At 49.0% G+C, this 12,745-nt stretch carries 10 protein-coding genes and 1 riboswitch; of the genes, 4 read left to right on the top strand and 6 right to left on the bottom strand.

All coding sequences use genetic code 11. The annotated features are described in order from the left end of the window. Positions 1-91: 91 nt before the first annotated feature. Entirely contained in the window at positions 92-1,135 is a 1,044-nt protein-coding gene (locus ACXAFQ_RS10310) for an alpha/beta hydrolase (protein WP_474821174.1), read from the bottom strand. A gap of 252 nt (positions 1,136-1,387) precedes the next feature. Beyond that, positions 1,388-1,478, top strand: a riboswitch (cyclic di-GMP riboswitch). Positions 1,479-1,567: 89 nt separating this feature from the next. Here ACXAFQ_RS10310 and ACXAFQ_RS10305 point away from each other — a divergent pair. From ACXAFQ_RS10305 to ACXAFQ_RS10295, 3 genes are all read left to right on the top strand, one after another. Beyond that, positions 1,568-2,263, top strand: coding sequence for an AAA family ATPase (locus ACXAFQ_RS10305; RefSeq protein WP_474821170.1), 696 nt, complete (start codon positions 1,568-1,570; stop codon positions 2,261-2,263). Beyond that, entirely contained in the window at positions 2,223-2,555 is a 333-nt protein-coding gene (locus tag ACXAFQ_RS10300; RefSeq protein ID WP_474821167.1) for a ribbon-helix-helix domain-containing protein, read from the top strand. The genes ACXAFQ_RS10305 and ACXAFQ_RS10300 overlap by 41 nt, the downstream gene beginning before the upstream one ends. A gap of 179 nt (positions 2,556-2,734) precedes the next feature. After that, positions 2,735-3,769, top strand: coding sequence for a GGDEF domain-containing protein (locus tag ACXAFQ_RS10295; protein ID WP_474821163.1), 1,035 nt, complete (start codon positions 2,735-2,737; stop codon positions 3,767-3,769). Positions 3,770-3,815: 46 nt separating this feature from the next. Here the strand turns inward: ACXAFQ_RS10295 and prsR are convergent, their stop codons facing one another. The 4 genes from prsR to ACXAFQ_RS10275 form a co-directional block, all read right to left on the bottom strand. Continuing rightward, on the bottom strand, positions 3,816-5,177 hold the full coding sequence (prsR, locus tag ACXAFQ_RS10290) for a PEP-CTERM-box response regulator transcription factor (protein WP_070124961.1): 1,362 nt from the start codon (positions 5,175-5,177) through the stop codon (positions 3,816-3,818). A gap of 48 nt (positions 5,178-5,225) precedes the next feature. Beyond that, entirely contained in the window at positions 5,226-7,256 is a 2,031-nt protein-coding gene (prsK, locus tag ACXAFQ_RS10285) for an XrtA/PEP-CTERM system histidine kinase PrsK (RefSeq protein ID WP_474821156.1), read from the bottom strand. A gap of 39 nt (positions 7,257-7,295) precedes the next feature. Further along, positions 7,296-8,420, bottom strand: coding sequence for a beta-ketoacyl-ACP synthase III (locus ACXAFQ_RS10280; protein WP_474821152.1), 1,125 nt, complete (start codon positions 8,418-8,420; stop codon positions 7,296-7,298). Between the two features lie 225 nt (positions 8,421-8,645). Then, positions 8,646-10,421: a choice-of-anchor I family protein gene (locus tag ACXAFQ_RS10275; RefSeq protein WP_474821148.1), complete on the bottom strand. Its 1,776-nt coding sequence runs from the start codon at positions 10,419-10,421 to the stop codon at positions 8,646-8,648. A gap of 260 nt (positions 10,422-10,681) precedes the next feature. On the opposite strand from ACXAFQ_RS10275, the gene ACXAFQ_RS10270 reads away from it, so the two are divergent. Further along, positions 10,682-11,479 (top strand): M48 family metallopeptidase, encoded by a 798-nt coding sequence (locus ACXAFQ_RS10270; protein WP_474821144.1) that lies wholly within the window; start codon positions 10,682-10,684, stop codon positions 11,477-11,479. A gap of 63 nt (positions 11,480-11,542) precedes the next feature. Here the strand turns inward: ACXAFQ_RS10270 and ACXAFQ_RS10265 are convergent, their stop codons facing one another. Then, positions 11,543-12,649 (bottom strand): NADH:flavin oxidoreductase/NADH oxidase, encoded by a 1,107-nt coding sequence (locus ACXAFQ_RS10265; RefSeq protein WP_474821141.1) that lies wholly within the window; start codon positions 12,647-12,649, stop codon positions 11,543-11,545. Positions 12,650-12,745: the final 96 nt, after the last annotated feature.

The raw sequence follows: 12,745 nt of genomic DNA, 5'->3' as shown, positions 1-12,745 counted from the left end.
GCCTTGATAGCGCTGGTAGTAAGGTTCATTATTTTTCCTGTACGTGATGCCTAAAAGGTAAGCGTTATGGCATGTGGAGTCAAATGGCTTTTTAACCTTTTTCCGCCACTTCATCAACAAAGCTGCCTAACATCATAATCATCTGCCGGAACAGCGGGTTTGCCTGCGGTGCGGCACAGTTGTCTCGCAAGTCCACGTTGCTATCGTCGAAATGCATGTCTACCACCATTTTGCTGTTAACTACGACATCGGCATGGCAAGTTTTAAAGCTCTCATCAATAACAAAGAAGGTATTTGTTTTGGTGGTCGTGTGCGCCATCAAGGTCTCAATTCCCACAATGGGCGTAGTGGTATCGGCCTGCGAATGGGCTGCAAATACCGGTATATCGATGGTCTTACCCTCTTCGTATTGTTCGCGTATATCGTTAATGACATCCATTAACTCCAACCCAGAGAAGCTGGCGATTGTCGGATATTTATATGGATTAGGCCCTTGGGTGACATAGGTACCGTCGATCATCCGTGCAACCAGGCTAATTCCCCAGATTTTTGACAACCGCTCTACCCCGCTATCCAGCGCCAGTGCACCAGAGAATAACATTAGCCCTTTGATATTATCCGGGTGATGAAGATAGTGCTGTACCGACAGCGCCCCACCGGTCGAAAAACCGCCGAGGAAAATTTCGTCGCCAAACTGGGGAGCCAGCGCCATAACATCATTCAAATGTGCAGCCCAGCGCTCATCGAGTTGGCTGTCACTCATTTCGTCGTCGGCTTCTAGCTGCCCATGCCCGACGTTCAGCGGCACAATCACGTTAAACCCTTTGTCATACAGGAAGCGGGCAATGCCCGTCATATAAAAGGGCGAGTCACTCAGGCCGTGGAGCAGTACGGCCACTTTCGCGGTTTTGTTTCCGTGATGAAGGATATAAGGCGCATTTCCATCGTTTCGCAGAGCCGGTGAACACACATCAAAACGCGTCACTGAACGGTTCATACAGGCTCGCACCTGCCCTAGCCGCTCTTCATACAAATGACTGAAAGCGGCGAATCCGTCACTCAGTTCGTTTTCCTTTGCGGTTGTTGTCGCGCTGATAACCAACAACAGTGCACTGAATAAGGCAGCCTTAGACACTCGCCCCTCCTTCTCGCTGGTATAAATATTGATAACCTCTTAATAGTAACAGATAAAAACCGGTTTAGGATGGTTATACATTGGATAAACGGTGCGCAGATACGGTTTATTAGTACCGGTAGTAAAGAAATAAAAGGTATATTATTTTATCCCTGAATATTCCGTAACATGCGGCGGATGCATTCAGTTTTGACTACTATCTCACCAACTGGTTACTGCAGCCACAATCGGCTGTAATGCCTGTAGTAAATCTGTTGAAAAAGGCAAAGCGGCGTGAAAACCCGTGACGCAAAGCCTCCGGTCTACCGTCTGTGTAGCAGACCACGATAGCGGGGTTACCGAACAAGCATAGTTCTTCGGGACTTAGGTTCACTTTTTCAGTCACATTCATTAGCTGCAGTGGTTGCTGTAGCGAACGTTGAGGAACTGACAATGATCGTGTTAGTTGGTGGCGAAAAAGGCGGCAGCGGAAAAAGCTGTCTCGCACAAAACATCGCTGTATATTTACGAACTGAAAAAAATGCCAGCGTGCTGATGGTCGACTGCGACCCTCAACGCACCACGTCAGACTGGATACAGGAACGCAAGGCAAACGAAAAGTTACCTTCGATTAACTGCGTTCAGCTATACGGAAAGATCCGTAATGAGCTTCTCAGTCTGCGGGAACATTACGATTTTGTCGTTATCGACTGCGGTGGTCAGGATAACCTCGCTCTGCGCTCATCCATGGCGGTGGCTGACCACATTCTTATTCCTTTGCGTCCGAAACGTCGCGACCTGAAAACCGTACCTCATATGGAAGACATTTTATCGACGTGTAAAATGGTTAACCCCACTATGAATGCGGCGTTCGTTATCACCCAGTGTCCTTCCCTTCCTTCTCTGGCAAGTCGCATATTAGAAGCTAAAGAGGTCTGCCGCTCTTTTGAAGTGCCGGTGTTGGATGCCGTGACATTCAGTCGCAACATGTATGATGATTCTGAGGAATCCGGCCAGTCGGTAATGGAAAGTGAGCCTACCGGCAAAGCATCGACGGAAATTCGCAGTATTATCGAAGAGCTTCTGTCCCGGGGTAAGGGGGAATCTTATGAGCCTTTGCAGTCTCAAAAAATCCACGCTGTCAGCTAAACCTGCGGCGCCAGTCAGTATTGATAGCTTTATTGATGATGCGCTCACCTACGCTGCAGGTAAGCCTTCAGGTGCAAAACTCTACGCGTTGCCAGAACCCGCACCCGTTGTTACACCGTTGCCTACGGGCCCCATGCGCAGAGCCACCTTCACGCTAACTGAAGATGCCATAGATAAACTGAGTGAGTTATCAGAAACGACCAGGATATGTCGTTCCAGATTAATCAGGATCTGGATTGAAAAACAAATTAACGGCGAGATAGCGTCTGTACTCACCGACAATACCCCCTGATTCTTCTGCCTTAATAACAAGGCAATTCACAATACGGAGTGCCATGGAGTGCTCTCCGGCCACCCAGGGAAGCATTTACTGCTTCCCTTTGCTGTTAACTTTTTCAAGACAGGATGATGATGAAGAGTTTCTGGTACCGCAGTATTTTTGTTCTCACTGCGTTTTGTAGTGTTTGTGCTGTGGCAAATTCACAAGACTATGACCTGGCCGATAACACCACACAGGCATTCAGTAAGCAACTGACTGAAGAACAAGCTGCCTACCTGGCAAAAACCAGTGCCGATGCTAAGTTGGCAATTCGTACCCTCTCACTTGAAAAGCAACAGTTGGTGGCAACACAGGAACTCGCAGCACTCAGACAGCGCAGTTTGTATAATATGTTTGTATTAGGTTCGTTGGTATCAGCCCTTTTGCTCATCTTTTTATGCTGGGGGCGCTACGAACAGTATCGTCAAAACCGTTTCCTTGCTGCACAGATAAAAGCCCGTACCAGTGAACTCGAATTAAAAAATACCGAATTAGAAGCGGCCAACAAAGCCTTAGAAAGAGTGAGCATGCGCGATCCGCTCACGGGGCTGAACAACCGCAACTTTTTGAATGCCCATCTTCCTGGTGAAATTACGCGAGTGCAGCACTATTACGCCAGTGCCGAGCATCTACAACATGCTACCAAACAAGATCTGCTGTGCTTTCTGGTCGATATCGACCACTTTAAACGGATTAACGATGTATACGGTCACCTTGCTGGCGACCAGGTCCTCGTGCAGTTCACTCAGGTGTTAAAGACGCTATTTCGAAGCACAGATCTGTTAGTGAGATGGGGAGGAGAGGAGTTTCTGATCATCTGTCGGCAGGCCGATAGAAGAGAATTGACCGATTTGGCAAATCGATTGATTGAAGCGGTAAGGCAAAAGCGGTTTGTGGTGGCTAACGGAGAGGTTATCCATCTTACCTGCAGTGTAGGGTTTTCGGCATTGCCGCTATGGCCGGAACGTTCAGCAGCATTTAGCTGGGAGCAAACCTTTTCTCTCACTGACTATTGCCTGTATGCCGCGAAAATTTCTCAGCGGAATTGTTGGGTAGGCGTAGAAAACGCGACTGGCGCGTTTCACCCAACAGATGAGCTTACGCCCCTTGCGCATAGATTTGGTATTAGCGGCACCAATGTCAAAACGTCGTTGAATAATCTAGCCAGCATCTACTGGCCAGATTAAGCGTTTATTGTAACGCCTCAACAACGAGGCTTCACGTATACGCAGACTAAACGCCAGTCTTAATGTCTTCCATGTGATATTTATCAATCAGGGAATACAGTGTAGGACGGGTAACACCCAGTAACTCCGCTGTTTTTGACATGTTTTTGTCTGCCGTTTGGTAGGCTCGACGAATGGCACGGCTTTCCGCCATTTCTCTCACTTCGCGTAAATTCAGCGTTTCTGGCTCAGCATCACCTCGCGGTGCCATTAAGCCGAGATCTTCCGCTTGCACCACCGAGCCTTCCGCCATAATAACCGCAGACTTCAGCTTATTTTGCATTTCACGAATATTGCCAGGCCACTTGTGCGCCAGCATGGCTTGAATAGCATTGTCTGAGAAACTTTTCGCTTTCGCGTTAAACTCTTCTCGATAGGTGTTTAGGAAGGTGCGCGCCAACAGAATAATATCCTGTTCCCGCTCCCGTAAAGGCGGAATGAAAATAGGAATTTCACCTACGCGATAATACAAATCCTCACGGAATGTTTCGTCGGCAACCATCTGTTGTAAATCACGGTGCGTTGCACAGATCACCCGAATATCGACCGGAATTTCGGCGCGGCCGCCCACTCGCTCAATCACTCGCTCCTGTAAGAAACGCAGCATCTTGGCTTGCAGGCCAATGGGCATATCACCAATTTCATCGAGGAACAGTGTACCGCCTTGGGCCGTTTCAATTTTACCCAGAGTGGTTTTGTTGGCGCCGGTAAATGCGCCCTTTTCGTAACCAAACAGCTCACTTTCCAGCAGGTTTTCCGGAATAGAGGCACAGTTGATTGCGACAAAAGGCTTGTCTTTGCGAGGGCTATGTTCGTGAATGCTGCGTGCAAACACTTCCTTACCGGTACCACTTTCTCCCTGCAGCAGTGTGCTTATGTCGGTGCCAGCAATCTTCTCAGCTTTGCGCATTACCGCTTGAATGGCATCGGAATTACCAATGATTCGGCCCATGGCAGGACGCGCCTTCGCCAAGATCCGGTTTTGGTGCTCCAGGTTGGCCAGGTTCAATGCTCGCTGCACCAACAACTTGATAGTGTCTGAATCTATTGGCTTTTGGTAAAAGTCGTAAGCGCCAAGGTCGATGGCTTTAAGCGCATTTTCTTTATCGTTATTGCCTGTTACCACAATCACTTTTGTGCGTGGTGCCAGTGCCATAATTTCTTCAAGGGTTTTAAGCCCTTCTGACGCATTGGCGGGATCAGGCGGCAAGCCAAGATCCAAAGTTACAACCTTCGGTTCGTGACGACGTAACTGAGCAATAGCCGAGGTTCTGTCATCAGCAAAGACCACATCGTAATCAGTAAAGCTCCATTTCAACTGTTTTTGGATGCCGAGGTCATCGTCGACAACAAGAATCGTATCGGTCATTCTTAAAATTCCATAAATAGTATTTCGTTATGGGAACAGTGCGTGTTGTTAGTCCAGTGGAAACACCAGGGTAAAACAACTTCCCTTTCCAACTTCGCTATCTACTGACAATTTTCCGCCAATAGATTGCATATAATTTCGTGCGTCATAGGCGCCAATCCCCATGCCCGCGTTTCCTTTGGTGGTATCGAATGGCTTAAACAAGCGCTGTTCTATAAAGGCTTCGTCCATGCCACAGCCGTTGTCTTCTATACGCACAATTTGCTGCTGGCTGGCTGGGTCGCATTCAAGAATGATGCGCACAAACCCTTCGGAGGACGTTGCTTGTTGCGCATTGCTTACCAAATGGTACATCACATTGCTGAATTTCTCAGGATCGACCACTACATTTTCTTCGCTTTCTACTTCAATGGTAGGCAGAGGCTGCAAAGACTGACAACGGCTATTCACTAAGCGGTTGATCAAATCGGAAAGCTTATGCGCCGAAAACACACCGGTTTCATCGACCTTCTTCTCCGTAAGCTGGCGCAACATTTTATCCATTCTAGCCTTAGTATAATGCAGGGTTTCAAAGGTATCTTCAATAAACTCTGGGTTATGTTTATGCTGCTCGGCATTACATAGAATAAGGTCGATTTGCGCCATGACGTTTTTTAAATCATGTAAGACGAACGCCGACATGCGGTTAAACGCAGCGAATTGCGCATTTTCTGCTACGGCGTTGGCGGCTTCATGGTGAAGTAAGTAAGTACCAACCTGCTCGGTAACCGCGTTAAGATAGTCCCGCACTTCCCAGTTCAGTGCTAGCGCTTCGCTTTCTTTGGTTTTCAACAATGCGAAGCCCCAAATTTTTTCACGATTGAACAATGGCAGCGCCAGTTGAAAACGACAGGTTTTAAGCCTTTCCCGATCAAGTTGTAAGCCATTATATTCAAACGGTTTAGACGCATATTCTTCAATATCTACCAGCCAGTTAGTCTGCTGGCAGAATGGCATGAGTTGCTTAACAATGTCGGCTTCTTCCGGCAACAGCTTGTCGAAATTTTCATTGGCAACTACATCAAAATCGATGCCGTTAGATTTAAGTAATAACCCGTTTTCATAGTTTATCGCCCCCAGCAGCCCGTGAAGCGCATTGCCGTAAAAGTCTGGGGCGGTGCTACCGTCTGTCGACGAGAGTGCTTGCGTGAGTTTTACCCACTCTACCCGGTAGTCAAATTGGTTAGCGAAAAAGTGTTTGGTTATAAACACTTTAATGCGGGTACGAATACTGTTCGAAATTACCAGCGTGATCAGCAATGCCATCGACAGCACTACCAGCACGGTTTGAATGGTTGAACTCCAATTACCGCCGATAAAATTCACCACATAACCCGCTAACGCCATCACCAGCAAGTAAATACCTGCCACCAGCAGTAAAGAACTGTGCAGCACCACTTCCCGGGAGATAAAGATATCGACGCCCCAGTGCTTAATGCGACGAATAGCGACAATCAGTAATGGCATCATCATCAAATAAATGAAACCACGGGATACGAGATAGATAAGCTCTATTTGCGTGACCATGGTGGCATTCGCATACATGACGAACTCAAACAAATGAATGGCTCCCAGGTACAGTACCAGCGGCTTGAACGCCCACTGGTTCTCGCCAGATTGACGATAGAGCACCTCAAGTAAAATGAGCACTTCTAACGACAGAACGGTTAAAAACAGGAATTGCCAGGTATGCGGAATAACGGTGATGAGTGGCGCCACCAGCGCCAGAGCGGGCGGCGTGAGGATTGCAATGGTGGCAGGCCGTCGTAGCACCTGCCAAAGGTTGTCAAAGTTGTCTTGCAGACAACCGGCAATAAACAACAGCCAAACGAGTTGCTTCAGTGAGTCTGCGATGAGCAACTGTTTCACGGAAATAGGGCCGGTGAGCTGAGTAACAAAACTCAGCGACCACACCATGGTTGCCATGGTAGCAAGTACCAGCAAGTGTTTGGCAAGCCCTGACTTGCGCACAGTGAACAACAGCAGCAAAAGCACAAAATACCCGGCTGCATTCAGACCGTAACCAATATCAGAAATCATGACTTCCCTATTTCATCGTTCCAACGCGTGTCACGCTGATTATCGTTTTTTAATTACCAGGCTGCCGATAGAGTAACCCGCGCCGAAAGAACATAGTACGCCAACATCACCCGCACTGAGATCTTGATGATGTAACGCGAAGGCGATAACCGACCCTGCAGACGCGGTATTGGCGTAACGGTCTAGCACGATGGGGGCTTCGTCGGCGGTGGCGTCGCGCCCTAAAAGGCGCTTGGCAATCAACAAATTCATATTGATATTGGCCTGATGCAACCACCAGCGGCGCACATTTTCAGGCTTCAAACCATGTTTAGTCAGGTGGTCTTCTATATGGCTTGCCGCCATAGGACAAACCTCTTTAAAGACTTTCCGACCCGCTTGATGAAATAGCTTATCTTCGCCATAAGGGTCTGCGTCGGTTGCTCGGCTCATGTAGCCAAAGTTCGAGCGAATATTGTTGGAAAACTGAGTAACCGCTTTGGTACTTAAAATCTCAAACTGATGCGCAGACGTGGCCGTTTCTGCAGACTCCAGCACGGTGGCCGTTGCTACATCACCGAAGATAAAATGGCTGTCACGGTCGGTGTAATTGACCTGCGGCGACACCAGTTCTGGGTTAATAACCAACACGGCCCGAGCATTCCCCGAAGCCACCATTTCCCAGGCTCTGTGCATACCAAAGGTTGCCGCGGAACAGGCAACCAGCATGTCAAAACCAAAGCCCTTAATGCCTAACTGGTTTTGCACTTCAATGGCAATAGCTGGGTACGAACGCTGGGTGTAAGCACATGATACAATTACCGCGTCGATGTCTTTAGGCGATTTATTCGCCGCAGCCAACGCTTTTTTGGCAGCCTCAAGGGCAATTTCGGCCTGCTGTGACAGCTCGTCGTCGCCGCGTTCAGCAATATCGGGGCGCATACGATTTACATCAAGGGCTCCCTCTTTGCAGTAGATATATCGCTGTTTAATACCCGATGCTTTTTCGATAAATTCTGCGCTGGAATGGGGTTTAGCAGTCAATGTACCTGCTTCAATGTCTGCCGCATTTTCTTCATTATATTTATCTGCGTAGGCATTATAGCTGGCAACCAGTTCTTCATTGGTAATAACGTGTTGTGGAGTCCACAGACCCACACCACTAATAACAACGTTTTCTGACATGAATAGCTCTCTTTTTATCTGTCGTGACACATGTGTTGTTGTGAAACCTGCATGGCTAAACGTTAGACTTCACGCAGGCTGGAGCAAAAACCGTTCAGGCAAATCGGTTGGGTTTTGCGTAGCTTAGCGTTTTAGACATCAAAAGTCATGGCACTTCAGATAAACAAAAACCCGGGGCCGTTACCGGAACCCGGGTTGATCATGTAAGTAAAATCGTCGAACAGGTTAGTTCGCAGTGACCTGCCAAAGTGTAACAGAACCACTCACTTCGTTGCCGACAATCAGCAGAGGTTCACCGGTAGGACTTTGTTCCGCCGTAACAAAAACAATGCTTTCCGGCGCCAGATCGCCAATACCATCGTCAACCGTTAACCCTTCAGTTAAGTCGCGGTTAATCGCGTATGCTGAGAAGCTCACGTTATAAGGATTGGTAACGTCATAAGCGAACAGTCCGCCCATTCTCTCCAGGCCAATAAACGCATAAGTACGACTACCAATTGTGCCTACCGCAATCGCTTCTGGCTCTGGCCCTTTGTTTTCAGAACGACTGTCACCTTCGTTTTCGTCGTCGCCATTATTGAACGCCGCACCGTGCACCGACGCCGTGATTCGCTCGAAATCGTCACCAGAGTCGTAAACAACCTGACCGTTCTGATCCCAGATAGTGAAAGAACGGGCACCATAGGTGTAAGCAGCATCGAATTCACCGTCGCCATCGGCATCGCCCATCGCCGTGGTTACACGTAGGTCATCTGCTTCACCATTGGCCTGCAGCATGGCAAGCTCAGAGTTGGTTGCAGCAGTCAGATCTTCAATTTTTGCTTCATCGGTGTACGCCAGGCAGTCACCGTCGTCAAATTCCAGTCCACCAGCAGCCAAACAAGCCGCTTCATCATCTGCCTCGAAAATATATTCGCGGGCATCACCTTCGTTCGCCGTCAGCAGGAAGGTAGCGCCGTTCCATTCCATTTTGGTAATCGTGTCGGGCATGTATACGCCGTAAAGACCGTCGTACTGGCCAAAGCTGACTTCGCCGTTCTCCTGAACATCAATTTGGTAGTCGCCCCAGTCTTTCACGCCCAAACCGATAATGCTGATGGTCATCGCTTCTAAGTCAACAACTGCAACGCCGTTGTTCTCTTGTAAAGAAACATACGCCATGTCGTTGGTGGCAGTGATGTATTCAGGTTCAAGATCCATGGCAACCGTGGTAGCAATGGTGGCACCATTGATGGTACGACCGGAAGGGTTAGGGAACATCATACCCATGGCTTCAAGTTCAGCCTGGCTGCCGTTGAAACCTTCGAAAGTCAGCGTAGTCGCCGAATCTGCCGGTACGCCATCTGCGACATTGATCACGCTAATTGAACCTTCCGGGTCGATGGTGTAATCGTCAGAAGGCTCACCTTCATTTGCCGTAAGCACTTTTGTGCCATCGGGTGTGAACACCACGTTGTCAGGCAGGTTCCCTACTTCAACCGATGAAAGCAACACGGGGGCGCTATCGTTAAGGCCGCTATAAAAGACAACAAAGCCGTTGTCACTTTTTTCGTCCGCTGGAATAGCAACGGCCAGTAAGTCATCGAACACAGCAATGCTAGTGAGGCCAGCTAACGCAACGCCATCAATTTCTGTTGGCAGTTCAATAGAGGTGTTGGTCAGGTTGGTAGAGGAAGTGGGTGCTTCCAGCGCTTCGCTGGTAACATCCGCAATGCTGATAACCGAGATGGTATCAGACTCGCCATTGGTGGCGTACACTGTTTGCGTGGACGCGTGATACTGGACAATTTCAGCCGCGCCCACACCGCCAACAACAGCGCGACCGACGACTTCCAGGTTCACACCTAAGCTGGCATCCTGACCGTCGGCACCGCTAGCGCCCTGCTCACCCTGAGCACCTTGGGGGCCTTGTGCACCATCATCGCCATCCAGGCTGCATCCGGTTAATGCGGCTGACACCATTAATGCCAGTACACCCATCTTATATTTGTTATTCAACATGCTGTTTCCTCTGATCATTATTATTTGTACTGTGATGAGTGCACGACTTGCCTTCATCAAAAACTCATCAACCTAAGGAATCCCTATGACAACTGAACGACAGTTCTGTGACGTATTTGTTGCAGTCGTTTAGGGGATGGCGATGGGAAATTGAAAACTCTTTCAACTAATCTCACGTAGAACTTAGTTAACAATATCAGTGATATTTAACAGACACTTCGTTTAGACTTATGTGGATGAACACGTAGACAAGGAATACTATGAAACTGCGGATGAAAACACTGGTCGCTGCCGGGCTGGCGACTGTACTTACGGCTTGCGCCACGTCACCTACAGGACGTAATCAGGTACTATTGTATTCTGAGCCGCAAATGGCCGAAATGGGCGCGCAAGCCTTCACCGGCATGAAAGAAGAACTGAAGATATCCAGCAAGCAGGTGGAAAACAGCTATGTGCAGTGCGTGGCGAAATCGATCACGCCTTACGTTCCCGAATCTGTGTTCGACGGCGAATGGGAAGTCGTTGTGTTCCAGGATGAACAGGTGAATGCCTTTGCCCTTCCCGGCGGAAAAATTGGTGTTTATACCGGGCTTCTTGATGTTGCCACCACACAATCGCAACTTGCTGCCGTTATCGGTCACGAAATTGGCCACGTCATTGCTCACCATGGTAATGAGCGTATGTCCACTTCTACCCTAACGAACCTTGGCACCCAGGCGGTAGCCCAGGTGATTAATTCTCAGGAAGTGGCCTATAGTGGTGCGATTATGGCGGCAATTGGATTAGGCTCACAGGTGGCAATCACTTTACCTTTCTCTCGCGCTCACGAATCTGAAGCCGATCTTATTGGTCTGGCGCTGATGGCCCAGGCTGGTTTTGACCCGCGGGAATCGGTTACCTTGTGGCAAAACATGGAAGCGGCTAGCGGTGGCCAACGACAAATGGAAATTTTATCGACTCACCCAGCACCACAGTCGCGTATCGCGAATTTGCAGGCAAACATGAATGCGGCAATGGCGGATTATCAGAAAACCGCTACTCGCCCCAAGTGCAAGTAATATCATAAAAAATCCCGGCCAATGCCGGGATTTTTACTTTACAGCCCCAATCACACTAAACGATTATTCTGTTTCCGCTGGTGCATACCGCTCAAGCCAGTGGGCATAAGAAGCAGGCAATACCCATGAAGGCTTCTCTTCGCCCAGTGCTTTGGCAGCCATGTAGCTCCAATGGGGATTCGACAGATGGGCGCGTCCAATCATCACCAAATCAAGCTGTTCCTTTTCTACCGTGCCATTTGCCAGAGCAGGTGTATCGACACCCCACGCCGTCGCAACCGGCACACCCGCTTCACGGCGAACCCGCTCGGCGACTGGCGCAAGAAACGCCGGTCCCCATGGGATTTGTGCTTCTGGCGTGTTAAAGCCAATGCTAACGCTGATAAAGTCGGCACCGTTGGCTTTGAACTGCTTGATCAGTTCAATGGATTCAGGGAAAAGCGTGTCGTCAGAGCCGTCGTATTCCACCACACCAAAACGGATAGTGAGCGGCAGATTTTGCGGCCATACTTCCCGCACGGCTTGCAAGGTTTCTAGCAGGAAACGCCCGCGATTTTCAGCATTGCCGCCGTATTCATCCTCTCGCTGATTCGCAACTGGAGACCAAAAGCTTTGGGCCAGATAACCATGGGCAAAATGCAGTTCCAACCATTTAAAACCGGCTTCAACAGCACGTTTAGCCGAGGCAACGAAGTCAGCTTTAACCCGGTCGATATCCTGCTTCGTCATTTCAGCAGGCGTGCGTGGCAGGTTAACACCAAAGGGAATAGCCGACGGACCAATAATATCCCAACTGCCTGGCTCGCCAGACGGAATATGATCATCGCCTTCCCAGGGCTTGTTTGCACTGGCTTTTCTTCCTGCGTGACCAATTTGAATACCGGGTACTGCACCGGCAGCTTCGATATTCGCTGCAATGCGACGCAGGCCGTCTATTTGTCCATCTTCCCATAACCCTAAGCACGCCGGTGTTATGCGCCCTTCTGGAGAAACACCGGTTGCCTCCACGATAACCAAGCCTGCACCACCACGGGCAAGCGACGCATAATGCGCCTGATGCCATTCATTGGTGTAACCGTCTTCTGCCATATACTGACACATAGGTGGTACAGCAATTCGGTTTCGTAGTGTTACGTCTTTAAGTGAAAAAGCGCTGAATAATGCTGCCATTTAATTTCTCCGCTGGTATTTGTTGGTCGAGCGTTAGCCACCCGACAGAAATCGATTGTAAAGGAGATATAGGGGCGGATCTGTGTTTTAATAAAT

Source organism: Alteromonas sp. ABH2_165 (assembly GCF_056159945.1).
Note: the sequence above shows the minus strand (reverse complement) of the source record. Positions and strands in the feature narration are given on the sequence as shown.